Genomic DNA, 16,320 nt, shown 5'->3' with positions numbered 1-16,320 from the left:
GTTTTACAAAGTTAAAAACGACTTTTTATAAGTTAAAAACGACTTTTTATAAGTTAAAAACGACTTTTTATAAGTTAAAAACGACTTTTTATAAGTTAAAAACGACTTTTTATAAGCGTGATACGACCTTTTAAAAAGACTGTTTTTTATATTTGTCGTTTTTTGTATATTTGCAAAAACAGCCAAAATTTATGGAACTAATGGACATCAATCAAGAGGATAAAATGATTATGCAACATAATGCTATCACATCTGGGCGATATGATTATTCTGCCTGTATGCTTGATATTTTATTTATGGTTTTATCTTGTCTTGAAAAAGGAAAAAGAGAATATACAATCTCTGCAAAAGAAATTGAGCAAATTACTGGAAGAAGTTGGAACTATCAACAATTAATCAAGTCTACAGAACTTATAGGTTCTAGAATGTTTGAAATAGAAACAGCTGATACTTACGAACAACTTTGGCTATTTTCAAAAGTAAAATATTTAAAAGGAAATGGTGTTTTTGAAATTGTTTTAAATGATTTTGCACTTCCTTATTTCTTTGAATTAAAAAACAACTTTACAGTAATGCAATTAAAATCTGTTTTAGGTTGCTCTTCAAAATATGCGAAAAGACTATATAGCATCGCTTGTCAGTGGCGTTCTGTTGGGAGTAAAAGATTTGAGATAAAGGAATTAAAGAGAATGCTTGGGCTAATAGACAAGAAAGGAAATGAACAGTATGAAAGATTATCAGATTTCAAAAAGAAAGTTTTAGATATTGCCAAAGAACAAATTAATCAATTTACAGATTTAGATTTTGATTATGATTTAAAAAAGCGTGGGCGTTCATATCATTGGGTTACTCTTCATTTCCAAAATAGACAATTCAAACAATTAGAGTTTAATTTTGATAATCCTATTAATTTTGAATTATCCGTTGAAAAACAAAAATTCAAATCCACCATAATGCACTATGGATTATCAGAAAGCCAAGCCAATATGATAATTGGAAACACAACACTAACCGAATGGGACGAAATAATAAAGAACCTTAACAATAGTGTAAGACAAGGAAAAATAAAGATAGATAATAGTGTTGCTTATCTAGTAGGTGTATTTCAGAATATGGGAAAACTACCTAGAAAAACAGATAATTAATATTTTGTAATACAAATAAGTATTCTTATTTTTGCTATAAAAATATAAAACTATAAATATATTATTATAGCAATGCCGAAATTTATTTTATCAACGCATCAAAAAGGCGGAGTAGGAAAATCTACTCTGACATTTAATCTTGCCTGTGTTCTTAACACACAATCAAAAGTTGCAATTTGCGATTTAGACCCGCAAGGAACATTAGCCAGCCTGAAAAACTTATCCGAAATTCCTATCTATATAAATAAAGATTTAGAAAGCCTAAAATCATCTGACTATGATTTTGTATTTATAGATACTCCTCCATATCTTACCAATGAACTTCCCAAACTTCTTAAATTTATGGATGCTATCATTATTCCAACAAAAGTAGGTTTGGCAGATTTTATGGCTATAACAAAAACTATTGAAATAATAGAAAATGATAACAAAGGAAACAAAGCCATTATCGTTCTCAATATGGTAAAACCAAATACAAAACTAACCGACGAAATGAAAGAAAGCCTTGAAAATATTTCTATCAAAACAGCTAATACCAATATATCAGATTTAGTTGCTTTTACTCGTTCTCTCGCTACAAATGGTGTAGATGATGCAAAGGCTCAATCTCAAATAAACGACCTATTAATCGAAGTTTTAAGCATTTTAGCGAACTGATTTAAAACTATAAAGATATAAAAATATAATACTATAAAACTATAATTATAGCAATGAAAAAAAATACAAAAGAAAATATGTTTGAGTTAATCAATAAAGCAAAAAGCAATACTCAAACTCCTATGCAAAACGAAAAAAGCGGAATAGTAAAACCTGTAACAAAAGGAACTTATATTTACATCGAAGAACACAAACTCATCGAGCTAAAAAAAATGTCCGCAGAAAGAAAAACTACCCTAAAAGAATTAATAAATTCTGCTATTGATGAGATGTATTTTAAGTAGAACTCTCAATGAACTCATCTTGACTTTTTATTTTACTCAATTCTCACTATTTCAAAGCAGTTCGCCAAAGTTTAAAACATCGATAAAGTATCAAAAAATAATGAAATTCATTGGGCTAAACATTTCTCATAATCCCATTTATAGATTTTTAATAAAAAGATTATTATACTTAATTTTCTTTACTTGTTAATGATTATTGTTATCAAATAAGTCGAGATAGCTTCAATATATGAAAAAACCTCTATACTAGATAGCAAAGTGATAAAATATGTAACAAAAAAACTATTACAGAACTACAATATATCCTTTTTAATTCTCTGCATAAAATCACTTTTATAATTTGAACCTATAGAAATTTTTGCCCCATTTTTCAATACAACAAACCCATTCTCTATCATTAAAATACTAGATAACGAAACTATATAAGACTTATGTATCCTCATAAACAGATCTCTAGGAAGAGTTTGTTCTATATCTCTCATAGTATAGTAAATCATCACCTTTTCTTTTCCTCTATTTATAGCGATATAATTCCCCATCGCTTCCACATAATCTATATCTTGAAAATGAATTTTTATAAATTTACCTTTTTGCTCTGTCTTTGTATATATGTAGTCTTTTTCTTGTATTAAATTAATATTATCTTGTGCTAAAGTTGCTACTACCTTTTTTATAGCCTTTGTAAATCTTTCAAAAGAAATAGGTTTCAACAAATAATCTACCGCATCATTATTAAATCCCTCTACAGCGTATTCTGAAAAAGCTGTACATAAAATCACTTTTACTTTATCATCTAAGATACTCATCACTTCCAATCCTGTCATTTCATTCATCTGAATATCTAAAAAAACTAAATCTGGTTTCTCTTTTTTTATAGCTTTGAGTCCCTCTATCGGATTTAGATAGGTTCCAATTAATTGTAATTCTGGAACTTTACCAATGTGATGTATCATAATATCTATTGCAGGTTGCTCATCATCTATAACAATACATTTTACCATAACTATTTATATATTTTTAGCTTAAAGGTATAAAAATCTTCGGTATTATCTATATCTATTTGATATTTATTTTCAAATGCAAAATTCAATCGTTTTTCTAAATTAGACAAACCTATATTATGAGAAACCGCATTCGATATACTCTTTCTTTTTTTATTTTTACAAATAAATAAGAGTGCATTTTCTTCAAATATAATATCGATCAACATTGGATTATTAGCATCCGATATAACTCCATATTTAAAAGCGTTTTCTACAATTGTTATTAAAGATAAAGGCGGTACATAATGATACTTATCTTCTCCTTTAATATTCTTATTAACATAAATTTCATTAGAGTATCTTAATTTATAAATGGAAAGTAAAATATCTAAATGTTCTATCTCTTTATGTATAGGAATACTCATATTCTCTAACTCTATGTTGTCCAAAGAATACCTCATTAAATCACTAACTTTCATGATATTATTTGCCAAATCATCCGATATAGGTAAAGCTTGTGAATACAATACATTTAGTGTATTATACAGAAAATGAGGATTTATTTGAGCTCTTAAAAAAGCATACTGGTACTGCAACTTTTCTTTTTGAATTTCAAGTTGCTTTAATTCTAAAATATATTTTTCTTTTTCTAATTCCAAGACTTTTCTTTCTTTTCTTAAAAGCTCTTCTACAATAAAAAACAATAGTGCGTAAATGAAAAATTGAATAAAATATCTAATAATTTCCTGAATAAATGATTGTAAATTAAACCCATCTACTAATAAGTACAAACCTAAATAAGGAAATATATATCGTATTAATCCATACGCTATCATTATAAAAAATAACAATAGTAATACTATACAAAAAATACCTCCTATTTTGTTATCATTGAATTTTCTAAATAAATATAAAAAGGCATAAAACATCCCTATAAAAGGAATCAGTGGTAAAACCACAGAAAGTATACTTATATCGTTTGATGTTAACAAATTAAGACTATACAGATAAATTACATATATTACCCAACCAATAATATGTAAAATGACTTTATTTCTTGTATATTCATATCTATCTTTCAATACTTATACCCTTTTGATAGGGTACAAAATTAACTAATTTATACCTAATTGCAACTACATCTTTCTCTCTAATTTCCTTCGGATACTCATAATATATCGTTTTCATCACTTATGCTACTAAAATATTGTTATAATATAATTCTTCTATCAGAAGGCTATCTATGTTGCTAACTTTATGCACTTCATCCTTCAAAGCTCTCTGTAAAGATTTGTATAAGCTTCCATCTATACTATAAGACATAAAATTATATCTATCAAATAAGAAATTTTCATCCAATACTTTAAAAATCCCAAATCGCTTACTATTAAAATATAATTGTACATTTTTAAAATCTATAATTTCTTTTTTTTCATATTCTTGTGTATTAGTTTCTATAACTATTTGCTTATATAAATACATCCAAGCCTCCCATTGCTCTGGATATTGCTCTACAAAATATGAAAATTGATTATATATATTTTCTAATGTATCTTGTACAAACCTTTCTCTATCTTTACTTTTATCATCTTGAATAGGATTAAAAAAATACAATCTCACATCATCTTTTGATTTTCTGTAAGATAAAGATGTAATTAGAGGAACATTTGCTATACTTGCTAATTGGATGATACCCTTCTTTACATATAATTTCTGTCCCAAGAAATTCACAATAGAACACTCATCTGAAATCTTAGTAAGATTCCCTCTAAAACCATCAAGATAAACAAAAACACTTCTTCCTAATTTTAACTCTCTTAAAATTTGAAAAGCAATATTAGGGGATTCAAGCTCAATAAACTTAGCATCTCCTTTTATAAACATATTTTTTTCAAAGCATTCTCGTTCACTTTCAATAATTGATTTTGGAGCTATTGCCGTATAGGAAATATTATTTTCTACTAAATATTTATTCAAAATTCTATACGACCCAAAGTGAAATGTTGAAACTATACAAGGTTTTCCCTTCAATAGTTTTAGTGTTTCTTGGGATAAGTTTTCCACTGTTACATAATCCATAATATCTCCCCTTGTCTGCTCAAATTGTGTCAAAGCATTATGAAGCTGTATCCCATTAAAAACATCATAATGTTCTTCGTATCTCAATTTTGGCAACATTTTAAATAAACTGCCACTCATTAAATTATATTGACTACTCTCAATAACTCCGTCATAGTAAGCATTATCTCTTATTTTATATCCTACTTGTGAATATATCGTATCTATTCTATTAAAATAATCAGCTTTCATATATTTTATTAATTTTTAATCGTCTTAACTAAATTAAATACTCCTATACAAACAAATATTATTGATGACAATAATCTAATTGAAGATATAGATATCCAGTCCTTACTATGAATAATATTCTGAATCTCTCCTGCACTACTGTATATGTATATAAATAAATAAATTGTAACAAATATCCAAAATACAAGGTTTAATATTGAATAAATCAACAATGGTTTCTGATGCACAACCTCTTTCATTCTATGAGGTGAAAAAAATAATATTCTAGTCAACTCTGATGTTTTATTCTTCAAATTGGATATTTGAAATAAATCACTATATATCCAATATCCATCATATCTAAAAAAAGGATTAAGAGATGTAATAATACTTATAGTATTTGAAATAATTAAAATAAGCACTAAATTATTATTCAATATATAGTACAACATCACAAGAATTATATTAATAATCAGCTGAATATATATTCCTCCTAAATTAACTATAATTCTTTCTTTTTTTTTCAATTTCCAAATATTAGTTGTATCCGTATATAATACTGGAAATATAAAATACATTCCAAAACCGATTTCTTTTGGTTGCTCACCAAATGAATATGTTGCTGCTGCGTGTCCCATCTCGTGTAAAAATATTACCACTAGGAAAAACAGATATAAAACTATTACATTTTCAACACTAAAATTATCATAAATAATTTCATAGCTTTCATAAATCCCTATATCATTGATATAAAAAAATAAAAAGGTTATAAGTGAAAACAATACACTACACAAAGTAAATAAGCTCTTATCAAATAAAAATGATAAAATATTATATACTCTATTCGCCATTTCTCCCCTCATTATTTTTACTCTATTCTTTATATAGTTTCCTCCTTCTTTTTCATTTTTATCAATAAGATTCTGAACATCTCTAATAGAGTCTTCTATAAATTTACCATCCGTAAGAGAATCATCTTTATATTTATCATTTATTCTCTTACTAATTCTATCGTAATCACCACATAGATTATACTCCGTTAATATATCAAACAATACATCATTAATAGAGAATAGCTTCTCTCCACTTTCTAATATGTACCTAGGGGGAATTTCTTTTGTTTTTATTACCTTATAATTCATCATATTTATTTTTTTTAAAAAAGGCAGGATTATTTCCTGCCTTTTGTGGAGTTTGATTACAAGTCTACTACAATAATAATTTTGCAACTTGCACCTGCCATTTCAGCAGTTTCTAATCTTTTTTCTAACTCTTCTATAGCTATTTTATTCATCTTTATATAATTTATATTTCCGTTAATTTATATCCTTTACTCTTTAAAACCTCCAAAATATTTTGCTTTCCATTTACTATATATTCTACCCCTATTGTAAATAATGTAGGTTTTTCTGCTGTCTGTTTTTCAATTTTAGGCACGACTACCTCCAAATAATCTTTCAAAAACTTATCGGTATTTTTTTCAATAAAATATGGGTATTTAGTATAAATATTTTTTAACCCTACCATATCTCCATTATCATAAGTTTCATTCTTTTGCTTTACTGCATCTTTTATCTCATCTGATTTATTCAAACTATAAGATATATTTTTATTCCAATAATTCTTATCTTGAGCATCCATCAATGTTACATACTCCGAAACAGTTAATATTTCCGTATAAGAAAATGATTTTTTCTCTGCATACTTATATAGTATTTCGTTAATATTCTCTCCTCTTACTGCTCCACAAGGATTATCCAATGCCCCAAGAACAGCATTCACATAGAAAGGTTTAAACATATTTACCATCTGTTCATTTGCTCCCATTTTTTCTTGTATATACCTTACTAACTTTTGATAATCCGACGCAGAAAGAATTCCCTTTATCTTCTGTTCTTTATCTGTTACTTGTATGAAATTTTGAAGAATAGCTTTATTCTTATTTGAGTTCAAATTAGTTTCTACTGATATTGCACTCACATTAGGTATGACATCTTTTTCTAATCTCTTCAAATATTGATTATCTCCACAAGTGGTTGTATTAAAATAAATATATGAAGGGTTCTGATTTTCTTTTTCCACTTTATATATCATTGATGATTGTGAAAAAGAAATACTTGATAATAACAATGTAGCTAATGATAACGCTTTCATAACATATATATATTATTGTTCTACTTTTGTTCTATTTTCTAATTCTTCTATTGTATCTGTTTTTCTCTTTGATTTCGAATTTCCCTCACCAAACTTATATGTAAAAGCCAATGAAACAAATCTACTTTCTTGTTTTCTATTTTGATTTAGTTCAACTCCATTATAATCTACTATTCTATCTATTTTTATTGTATTAAATATATCTGAAATTGATAATTTTATATTTGCTCTATTGTCCAATATTCGTTTTGCTACTCCAATATTTGAAGATAAATATCCTTTCTGTTTAAAAATTCCAAACGCTATATCACTTTGGTAAATCAAATTAAAATCAGCTGACCAACCTTTCTTAAAAGAAAACTGATTAATACTCTGTAACTGATACGCCCAAGTATCATTAGTTTTATCAGATTTATAGTTATCTGTTGATGTATTAAATTTATAACCACCTACTCCTCCAACTAAATTACTCGTCCAAATATTGAAAAACCTCTTTGTCCAGCTCACATATGCATAGTAAAAATCGGAGCTTTTAAAATTAGTGTAAGTATTTATCGTTGTATTACCATCTCTTACATATAAAGGACCTAAAGCATCAACAGAATGCGTTTCACTTATTCCTATTGTTAAATTCTGATTATATGTATAAGTTAAGTTTATAGAATGGTCTATCTGTGGGCGTATATTAGGATTACCTTGATAGTAAAAGTAATCACTTTGGTATCTCACAAATGGATTAACTACCTCAAATCCAAATCTCTGAATACTCTTTCTATAGCTTAAATTAAATACATTCTTTATATTTTTAAGATATTGAATACTAACACTTGGAAATAAGTTAAAATAACTTCTATCATTAGTTTTTCCTCCTATTAATATTCCTTGACTATAAGTATATTCACCCCTTAGCCCTAAGTTTACTTGCCAATGGTCTCCCCAATATTTATCCCAAGAAACATAACCTGCCAATATATTTTCTTTATATATAAACCGATTAGTCTTACCTAAATTAGTTTGCCATTGGTTTGAAATATTATCTTGCCAAAGTATATCATTATCCGTTTTTGTAAATAAACCTTTTACTCCAAAATCAAATTTCCCTATTTCTGATGGATATTCTACATCAGCTGATACTGAATATACTTTATTTAACGAACTGACTGTATTTCTTAGCAAACCTATATTTGATACACCTGTATTTTCAAAATTATATTGCTGACCTTTTGTATATTCAAAATAATCCGCATTAATATTTAATTTTCTATTCAGTGAATCTAATACCGATTTATAATATACATTAACTGCTGGATTCTGAATATTTATTTTTCCATTACTTTCTACTTGTGATAGATTAGATGTTGCTATATCATTCAATATTATTTTGTTCAGAGAACTTATTTTATGGTTATTATTCATTCCCCTTAAAAATACTCCAACAGAATTCCTCTCATTAAAATCATAATCTACCGAAACATTATACTGATGATTATTCTTTTTTATATCTATTTTTTCATCTTGATATAGCTTTAATTCAGAAGATAGATTTTGATTTATTTCCGTGTTCTGATACCTATCTGAATTTTCATAACTATAACTTGTAGATATATTCAGTCCTTTATTCTTATAATTTAAGTTTAGTGCAGGAAAATTGCTAATATTACTTCCTATAGCTGTTCTGTTTGTAATAGAGCCATTCAATCCACTTTTTCTATTTTTTAACAGTTTAATATTAATTACCACACCTCCTATCGCATCATATTTAGATGATGGATTTTGTAGGATTTCTATCTTATCGATAGTACTTCCTTGCATTGAAGAAAGATAATTTTTCAGTTCCTCCCCTCTAAGATTAGATAATCTACCATTAATCAATACCGTAACTGATTTTGAACGAAAGCTAAGCGTTTCTCCTTGTTCAACAATTCCAGGCGATTGCAAAAGAATATCATACGCATTACTTGTTGATGCAATCACATTCTGATTTACATTAATACTTATCTTATCTACCTTTTGAACAATATACTCTTTATTACCTTTCAAAATAACTTCTTCAATGCTCTTTTCTTTTTCCTGAGCATATACCATACCCCCAAACGAAATAAGTAAAAATGCTATTGTTATTTTTATTTGCTTCATATCGTTCATTTTGATGCTGCAAACTTCTTATAAATCTTATTTTTTTGAAAAAATATTATTTAAACACTCTTTTTCTATATGTATAAACTTGTTTTAAAATGATATTATCTATTTCACAGCTCTTTTTTCTGTACAATCTCTAAACTCTTTATTTTTATTAATCCATCTACAAGCTCTCCGCAGAACTCATAATTATATTTTGTATTAATCAATTATGATAAAAATTTAAATCAACATAAATACTAATAGCATCCATTCCCTAATAATAAAACATCATTCTATATACTGTATTCCATCTGTACTCAAGCTAAAAAAACTCACATTTATCACACAATATGACATAGCTATATTTTAAAATACTATAAACCACAAACACTTGTTCCCTAATATGTATTCATTTCGGAAACAAGTGTATAGATAGGATTTAGATTTTCAAAGTACTAAGACCTCATTTTTTGTTTTTTGGACTTCTCTTTTTTTAATCTTAATCGTAAAAATGGTAGTTTAAATTCTAAATCAATACTACCAAACTCCACTAACAATAAGAATATTATATACAACAACATTCCTACATCCATTAGGTCAAACGCACGAAATTTAATATTTTTGTTTTTATGGATTTAGTGAGTTATTTTTCTGACATTGAGGATTTTCGTATGGTAAACAAATGCAATCATCTTCTTTCTGACATACTTCTCATTGGGCTTTTCACCTATTTGAGCAACGGCGAAGACTACGAAGATATGGTATTATTTGCTGAAAATCACCCTGATTTTGTGCGTGAATATTGTAAGCTTCCCAACGGAGTACCCTCCCACGACACCTTTAATCGAGTTTTTAGTTCACTGGATACTAGTGTTTTAAACAAATGCTTAATGGATTGTGGTAAAGCTATTTTGGACACACTTGGCGAAAAACAAATTTGTATTGATGGAAAGAAAATTAAAGGAGTAAATCCTAGAAGTCGTGGAAATACAGGGCTTTACATTGTAAATGCTTGGGTGAGCGAAAACGAACTTTGCATCGGACAGAAAAAAGTAGCAGAGAAATCCAATGAAATAACGGCTATTCCTGAAATCATCAATAGTTTAGATATTGAAAATTCGGTAGTTAGCATTGATGCGATGGACTGTCAGAAAGAAATAGCATCTTTAATTATGGCTAAAAAAGGGCATTATTTACTGTCTTTAAAATCGAATCAATCAGAATTATTTGAGGATGTGGTCTGCGGATTTAAAGCCAGGTCAAGTGATTGTTTTTCAGAAGAATGGGAATATTCTTCGTCTCGATTTGAAACTCGTAAATGCCGTATTTTACAGGCGAAAGATGTGTTGCTTGACGAAAATTTATCGGTTTGGGCGGGATTGAAAACCTTGATTCAAATTGAATCCGAAAGGCATTTAGGTACTGATATTCAGAAAGAAACGAGATATTATATCAGCAGTGAAGAGGGCTTATCGGCGGCTTATTTCAATGAATTAGTTCGTGGGCATTGGGGGATTGAGAATAAACTGCATTGGCATTTGGATGTAACATTTCGGGAGGATTCGTGCCGAGCCAGAGCGGGATTTTCGGCGGAAAACCTATCTGCTCTGCGGAAATTAGCCTTACAAATGATTAAAAATCAAAAAGATAAATTAAGCTTAAAGAAACGAAGACTCAAAGCTGCCTACAATACAGATTACTTAAAAGATATTATCCAAAATTTTTCATGCGTTTAGCCTATACATCCATCGTTATAATGTTCAACATATAAATAATTGGTATTGTTAAATATATATAGTTATTGATAAAATTGGATTATTTTATTTTGCTGATTATCATTAATTTGAAAATTCAAATATTTCTGATAAATATACTAAATCAACAATACCAAATAATTATTTATATTAAGAGCCTGTTTAAAATTTATCTAATTATTTGTTTATGTTTCTTTTTGGCTACAATTTCGTTAAATTTTAAAACAATAGGTTATACTATTCTTTGAAAATTTGCCTTATTTCACTCAAAAATAAAGCAACAAACATTTTAACTATATAAATTTAAACAGGCTCTAAAATATTTAATTTTATTTCTTTGTTTAGGTCTATATTTTTATTCTCTTTTCACAAGTAAGAAATTCAACCCATCAAAAAAATGTAAATCTTCATTTTTCATAACACATCTTTATACTTAATCACAAAGTACTTAAAAGAAATAATCATAAAAAAGGACTATTTTTTCACACTTAACATTCTGATAAATAACTCTGTTTGTTAAATATTTTTTTTAATAAAAATCTCTCGCTAAGCGAGAGACTTTGTCTTCAACACGAAGGCAAAAATTTTTATAAAAGAGAGCAAAAGCATTAATTTTCAAATTAAACTTTCTATCTATTTCCAATAACTCCACAATCACTCTCTTTTATTTTTTTCCGTCCAATTTCTAAATTCTTCATCTTTTTTAGGATTATTTTTTAGCCATCTGATGACATCTCCACATAGGTCATAGCTTTCTTTTTTTATCAAAATCATTCCACTAGCTTCAAGCTCCTTTATATGCTCCATTTTAACCTGTTGCAAAGATTTAGAATGACTTTTAAAAGAAAAATAAATTGCAACAAGCATTGATACAACTCCCGCTACAAACATATATACACTATATTTAGAGATATTTAATCGCTTATTCAAATTATCTACTGACAATTTATCACTTGAATGCAGTCTTGTTTGAAGAACTATTTCAGAAGGTATTTCAGGTATTACCTCTTTTACTCTTCTTTCCGTCTCCCCAATAAATTCTTCCCTAAAATGATTTAGCCCTACTTTAATACGCTCTACTTCCCTATCGGTGTCAATCAGAGTTTTATTATTAAAAGCTACTAAATTACGAACCACTTCATCAATAGCCATTTCAGACCTATGAATAGTTTCTATATTAGCCTTTAAATATTCTAATATCTCCTCATTTTTCTTCGTCGAGTCCTTATAAGTCTCCTTAGCGTCGGAAATAATTTTTTCTAACGCCTCTTTCAGTATCGTCCCCTTGTTTTGCGGTTTCTTCTCTTCTTCTTTCATAGTCTATTTTTATTTGGTTATTTATCAGTAGCTTATTTAAATCTTTTACTTTCAATTTTCTATCTAATTCTGATAACTTATATCCATTTTCAGAATTAGAAATATCATCTTGTAACTCCGTTAATGTATAACCATAATAATTTTGATTATACTCTTTAATCTTGCTATTTTCCTCTTCTTTTCCTTCCTCCAAATTAGGCATTATTCTAAGTCCGATAACCTCTCCTCCACGCTCTTGGGGCTTTAAATAAACACCTAACTCTTTCGCCTTTTCTTTAGCCTCTCTCCAAGAACTAGAACACTCAAAAATAGAATGAACCATCTTGGATATTGCTAACCTTCGTGCTTTATTTTGGTCTCCTCTTATCTGTTGCCAACCTCTTTTCTTGGCTATCTGCTCCGCTACCTTTCCACTCCTATCCCCAATGAAACTATCCGACATTAACTTTCCATCAAATCCAACTCTATTAGTAATTAAATGAATATGAGAATGCTTGGTATTACGATGAGCCACCGCATACCATTGGTGATTTTCAAAACCCATTCTATGAGCATATTCAAAAGCCAACTCCCTCAACTCTTCATCACTCAATGGAATAGATGGAGATATGACTTGCTCAATAAAAGGTTTTTGTCCTCCTCTACCCTTATAAAGAGTAGTTAATAACTTCATCTCCTCATACCGCTCTTTATAATCTATTGCCTCCATTTGATTTTGACAGAGGAAAACTGCGTTTTTTTCTCCTTTCTCTTTATAATGAGCCGCTGATAAACTCCCTTTAACTGATTTGGCTTTCGTTACCATTTTTTAGCTCATTTTTAATCAAAATTATCACTTCCTCTAACTCACCAAGAAACCGCTCTCTTTCTACTTCATTAAAAATTCCCATTCGCAAAGCATTACTCAATCTTTTAAAATTAATAGCTGATTTGGTAAGAGTCAAATTTCGTTCAGGATCTGGCATCCGCTTACCCAAACTACACCTACGAATATAATCAGAGGGATTGACGCCAAATTCTCTTGCTTTATACTCTACATCTTCCCACTCGGTAGGAGAATAACGAACGCTTTTTCTAATATCTCGTTTTTCACCAATAGCAGAGGGGCGACCTCCTAAGGCTCCCCATTCCCTTCTCTTTTCTGCCAAAGTTTTTGCTTCAAATTCTTGCTCAATTTCACTCAAAAAACTTTCTTCTAATTCATTAAATATATCTTCCATTATTGTACTTTTTTTCAATTTATTTCAGCGTACGCAAAGACCCTGCGACCATTAGGGAGCGAGGGCAAGAAGGAGATTAGGAAGACGAAAACCTATAAGGTTTCGACTGACTTTTCTCACTTCTTGACCGATGTTCTAACCACCTTTCACCTCCTTCATCCTCACAAAGATATTAATTATACTTATATACCTTAAAAAAGTAGAAAACTTTTAGAGAAATTTCTTGATTTTGTCAATTATTTTCTATAACTTTGCTTGGAATATATTTCATATATGAAATATATTCCTAAAAACAACCTCCAAATTTGAGTAAATTATCCAATAAAATATCTTTAATTAAAGAAATTATAAACAAAATAGAATATCCTGTATTAAGCAAGATGGAATTCAAAAATTTACTTTCTCAAATAAACAATATTTGGGGCTTAATGTCTATTACACCAAATGAAATTAAAGAGTTCCTAATTAAAAATAAAATTATCATCCAAGAAAAAGTAATATTAGATGATACATCATCATTTATTTACCTCTTACCTAATATCAATATTGATATTTTTGACATTGCTTCAATACGATCAAGAAAATCTTACTTCAGTTTTTATTCTGCTCTACATATTCATAATCTTACACTACAAATCCCAAAACAAATTTATCTCACATTAGAAAGACCCTCATTAGTTCAATCCAATAGTCTTGAATTAGTTCAAGAAAATATAGACCGAGCTTTTAGTAAGCCACCAAGAGCAACATCAAATAAAAGATTTTACAATAATTTTACTATCAATTTTATAAATGCTCAACATCAAAACAATATAGGTATAGTGTCATTTCGTAATCATTATAAAATTTCTGATTTAGAAAGGACACTTATCGATATTTCTGTAAGACCTTTTTATGCAGGAGGTGTAACACAAGTTTTAGAAGCTTTTGAAAATGCAAAAGACCTACTAAATACAGACAAACTTTATGAATATTACTCAAAAATGAATTATACTTATCCATATCATCAAGTGATTGGATTTTATCTCGAAAAAGCTGGTTATGAAGAAAAAGATTATTTAAAATTTTTAGAACACAAACAGATAAATATCAACTTCTATTTAACCTATAATATTCTACATAAAGAATTTTCTGATAAGTGGAAATTATATTATCCTAAAGGGTTGTAAATGGTTTTACTATTTCGAGCATTTTGTCAAAATAATAGTCATATTCTTTTAAAGCCACTCTATTTTCCTCTGATATTGTAGCTTTAACCGTATCCCAGTTTTCTCTATTATATTCTCTTAAACTTTCAAGATTATTAATCAATCCTAATGGAACTTGTTTAGCTTCAAATATATCAATCAACAATTCTTTATTTAGGTTTAATTTTCTATTGCTATATATCAAATTAATATCATAAATATCTCTGGCACGATATTTTTGTTTTGCAGAAGTTACTATCTCTTTATATTCAGGCATTGTCTGACATAAAGCTCTTACTTTTTCTAAAAGTATCATTTCTAATGTATATACCTTCAAAATAACCCCATCTAATTCAGTTATTTTAGCACTATCTACATATTCATACGCACTAATATCCACTGTATATTTGGGAGATTGGTCATTGAGCTTAATAGCATTTCTTCTCATTTTAGCTATATCTCCATCTACTTTTTCATTTTCTATCACTTTAAATTCCAATAAATAACCTTTCCACTCTGGAATACTCCCTGATTTAGGTTTCTCTATAAATTTCACATCAAAAGCAGTAAAACCCTCATTGTTGAATACATTATTAAGCAGTTTATCTATCCAATGAGATATTGTATTAAACTCTTCTTGACTGAATTCCCCTCCTACGGAAAAATCAATATCTATTGAACTTCTATTTGTAATCTCATAAACTAAATGAAGTGCATTTCCTCCTTTAAGAACTAAACTATGCATCAATGTCTCATCTGACATAAGTGCTCTTAATGTCAATCTTTTTATTTTATCCAAATTCATCATACAAAAGTATGATATTTTATTAAATTTTCATATTAAAATCAACTTATAAAGTTGTATTACTTTTTATAATAAAAAATACAATATACTGATTTTCAACACTAATATGTATAACATAGAACCGCCCAGTTGCTTTATTTTTCTTTAATCTGTTTTTTCGTTTTCCTTTCACCCTGCATATATATTTTTCTCTCCAAAATTTCGCCTAAAAACAATATTTTAAATTTCAAAAAAACTAATCGTTATTTAATAAATTTTTTATTTTATTACTTTATTATTTTAAGTAGCTATAACTTATTTATCATCAATGTTTTACAAAGTTAAAAACGACTTTTTATAAGTTAAAAACGACTTTTTATAAGTTAAAAACGACTTTTTATAAGTTAAAAACGACTTTTTATAAG

15 protein-coding genes are annotated in these 16,320 nt (G+C 28.1%); 5 read left to right on the top strand and 10 right to left on the bottom strand.

Features of this window, described 5'->3' with window-relative positions; genetic code table 11:
* Positions 1 to 200: 200 nt before the first annotated feature.
* The 3 genes from HMPREF9699_RS10605 to HMPREF9699_RS10595 all read left to right on the top strand — a co-directional run bounded on the left by HMPREF9699_RS10605 (position 201) and on the right by HMPREF9699_RS10595 (position 2,086).
* Positions 201 to 1,145 (top strand): replication initiation protein, encoded by a 945-nt coding sequence (locus tag HMPREF9699_RS10605; RefSeq protein ID WP_245946154.1) that lies wholly within the window; start codon positions 201 to 203, stop codon positions 1,143 to 1,145.
* Between the two features lie 72 nt (positions 1,146 to 1,217).
* Positions 1,218 to 1,802, top strand: a complete 585-nt coding sequence (locus HMPREF9699_RS10600) for a ParA family protein (protein ID WP_002664682.1) — start codon at positions 1,218 to 1,220, stop codon at positions 1,800 to 1,802.
* A gap of 53 nt (positions 1,803 to 1,855) precedes the next feature.
* Positions 1,856 to 2,086, top strand: coding sequence for a hypothetical protein (locus HMPREF9699_RS10595; protein ID WP_002664681.1), 231 nt, complete (start codon positions 1,856 to 1,858; stop codon positions 2,084 to 2,086).
* A gap of 293 nt (positions 2,087 to 2,379) precedes the next feature.
* On the opposite strand, the gene HMPREF9699_RS10590 is transcribed toward HMPREF9699_RS10595, so the two are convergent.
* From HMPREF9699_RS10590 to HMPREF9699_RS10565, 6 genes are all read right to left on the bottom strand, one after another.
* On the bottom strand, positions 2,380 to 3,087 hold the full coding sequence (locus HMPREF9699_RS10590; RefSeq protein WP_002664680.1) for a LytR/AlgR family response regulator transcription factor: 708 nt from the start codon (positions 3,085 to 3,087) through the stop codon (positions 2,380 to 2,382).
* A gap of 2 nt (positions 3,088 to 3,089) precedes the next feature.
* Positions 3,090 to 4,151 carry a sensor histidine kinase gene (locus tag HMPREF9699_RS10585; protein WP_002664679.1) on the bottom strand — a complete coding sequence of 354 codons (1,062 nt, stop codon included), beginning with the start codon at positions 4,149 to 4,151 and terminating at the stop codon, positions 3,090 to 3,092.
* 109 nt (positions 4,152 to 4,260) lie between these two features.
* Entirely contained in the window at positions 4,261 to 5,379 is a 1,119-nt protein-coding gene (locus HMPREF9699_RS10580; RefSeq protein WP_002664676.1) for a lysophospholipid acyltransferase family protein, read from the bottom strand.
* A gap of 8 nt (positions 5,380 to 5,387) precedes the next feature.
* Positions 5,388 to 6,503, bottom strand: a complete 1,116-nt coding sequence (locus tag HMPREF9699_RS10885; RefSeq protein ID WP_002664675.1) for a site-2 protease family protein — start codon at positions 6,501 to 6,503, stop codon at positions 5,388 to 5,390.
* A gap of 160 nt (positions 6,504 to 6,663) precedes the next feature.
* Positions 6,664 to 7,512: a TraB/GumN family protein gene (locus tag HMPREF9699_RS10570; RefSeq protein ID WP_002664673.1), complete on the bottom strand. Its 849-nt coding sequence runs from the start codon at positions 7,510 to 7,512 to the stop codon at positions 6,664 to 6,666.
* A 12-nt stretch (positions 7,513 to 7,524) separates the two neighbouring features.
* Positions 7,525 to 9,648: an outer membrane beta-barrel family protein gene (locus HMPREF9699_RS10565; RefSeq protein ID WP_002664671.1), complete on the bottom strand. Its 2,124-nt coding sequence runs from the start codon at positions 9,646 to 9,648 to the stop codon at positions 7,525 to 7,527.
* A 614-nt stretch (positions 9,649 to 10,262) separates the two neighbouring features.
* Here HMPREF9699_RS10565 and HMPREF9699_RS10560 point away from each other — a divergent pair.
* A complete protein-coding gene (locus HMPREF9699_RS10560) occupies positions 10,263 to 11,369 on the top strand; it encodes an ISAs1 family transposase (RefSeq protein ID WP_002664669.1) in 1,107 nt (368 codons plus the stop codon).
* Between the two features lie 672 nt (positions 11,370 to 12,041).
* On the opposite strand, the gene HMPREF9699_RS10555 is transcribed toward HMPREF9699_RS10560, so the two are convergent.
* The 3 genes from HMPREF9699_RS10555 to HMPREF9699_RS10545 are packed head-to-tail and all read right to left on the bottom strand — an operon-like array spanning position 12,042 to position 13,924.
* Entirely contained in the window at positions 12,042 to 12,704 is a 663-nt protein-coding gene (locus HMPREF9699_RS10555) for a hypothetical protein (RefSeq protein ID WP_051008226.1), read from the bottom strand.
* On the bottom strand, positions 12,625 to 13,509 hold the full coding sequence (locus HMPREF9699_RS10550) for a relaxase/mobilization nuclease domain-containing protein (protein WP_002664666.1): 885 nt from the start codon (positions 13,507 to 13,509) through the stop codon (positions 12,625 to 12,627). The genes HMPREF9699_RS10555 and HMPREF9699_RS10550 overlap by 80 nt, the downstream gene beginning before the upstream one ends.
* Positions 13,484 to 13,924, bottom strand: a complete 441-nt coding sequence (locus HMPREF9699_RS10545) for a plasmid mobilization protein (protein ID WP_002664665.1) — start codon at positions 13,922 to 13,924, stop codon at positions 13,484 to 13,486. Before HMPREF9699_RS10545 ends, HMPREF9699_RS10550 begins: the two co-directional genes overlap by 26 nt.
* 305 nt (positions 13,925 to 14,229) lie before the next feature.
* Between HMPREF9699_RS10545 and HMPREF9699_RS10540 the strand changes: the two genes are divergently transcribed.
* Positions 14,230 to 15,093 carry a type IV toxin-antitoxin system AbiEi family antitoxin domain-containing protein gene (locus HMPREF9699_RS10540; RefSeq protein ID WP_002664663.1) on the top strand — a complete coding sequence of 288 codons (864 nt, stop codon included), beginning with the start codon at positions 14,230 to 14,232 and terminating at the stop codon, positions 15,091 to 15,093.
* Here HMPREF9699_RS10540 and HMPREF9699_RS10535 read toward each other — a convergent pair.
* Positions 15,080 to 15,919, bottom strand: coding sequence for a nucleotidyl transferase AbiEii/AbiGii toxin family protein (locus tag HMPREF9699_RS10535; protein WP_002664661.1), 840 nt, complete (start codon positions 15,917 to 15,919; stop codon positions 15,080 to 15,082). The two genes, HMPREF9699_RS10540 and HMPREF9699_RS10535, sit on opposite strands and share 14 nt — an antisense overlap.
* Positions 15,920 to 16,320: the final 401 nt, after the last annotated feature.

The organism is Bergeyella zoohelcum ATCC 43767 (assembly GCF_000301075.1).
Lineage (GTDB): Bacteria > Bacteroidota > Bacteroidia > Flavobacteriales > Weeksellaceae > Bergeyella > Bergeyella zoohelcum.
This window is presented reverse-complemented; position numbering and strand designations above follow the sequence as displayed.

Bases quoted from the DNA above. Each gene is read 5' to 3' on its own strand.
- HMPREF9699_RS10885 (WP_002664675.1), bottom strand. From the start codon at position 6,503: ATGATGAATTATAAGGTAATAAAAACAAAAGAAATTCCCCCTAGGTAC.
- HMPREF9699_RS10570 (WP_002664673.1), bottom strand. From the start codon at position 7,512: ATGAAAGCGTTATCATTAGCTACATTGTTATTATCAAGTATTTCTTTT.
- HMPREF9699_RS10605 (WP_245946154.1), top strand. From the start codon at position 201: ATGGACATCAATCAAGAGGATAAAATGATTATGCAACATAATGCTATC.
- HMPREF9699_RS10595 (WP_002664681.1), top strand. From the start codon at position 1,856: ATGAAAAAAAATACAAAAGAAAATATGTTTGAGTTAATCAATAAAGCA.
- HMPREF9699_RS10590 (WP_002664680.1), bottom strand. From the start codon at position 3,087: ATGGTAAAATGTATTGTTATAGATGATGAGCAACCTGCAATAGATATT.
- HMPREF9699_RS10535 (WP_002664661.1), bottom strand. From the start codon at position 15,919: ATGATGAATTTGGATAAAATAAAAAGATTGACATTAAGAGCACTTATG.
- HMPREF9699_RS10580 (WP_002664676.1), bottom strand. From the start codon at position 5,379: ATGAAAGCTGATTATTTTAATAGAATAGATACGATATATTCACAAGTA.
- HMPREF9699_RS10565 (WP_002664671.1), bottom strand. From the start codon at position 9,648: ATGAAGCAAATAAAAATAACAATAGCATTTTTACTTATTTCGTTTGGG.
- HMPREF9699_RS10550 (WP_002664666.1), bottom strand. From the start codon at position 13,509: ATGGTAACGAAAGCCAAATCAGTTAAAGGGAGTTTATCAGCGGCTCAT.
- HMPREF9699_RS10545 (WP_002664665.1), bottom strand. From the start codon at position 13,924: ATGGAAGATATATTTAATGAATTAGAAGAAAGTTTTTTGAGTGAAATT.
- HMPREF9699_RS10555 (WP_051008226.1), bottom strand. From the start codon at position 12,704: ATGAAAGAAGAAGAGAAGAAACCGCAAAACAAGGGGACGATACTGAAA.
- HMPREF9699_RS10600 (WP_002664682.1), top strand. From the start codon at position 1,218: ATGCCGAAATTTATTTTATCAACGCATCAAAAAGGCGGAGTAGGAAAA.
- HMPREF9699_RS10560 (WP_002664669.1), top strand. From the start codon at position 10,263: ATGGATTTAGTGAGTTATTTTTCTGACATTGAGGATTTTCGTATGGTA.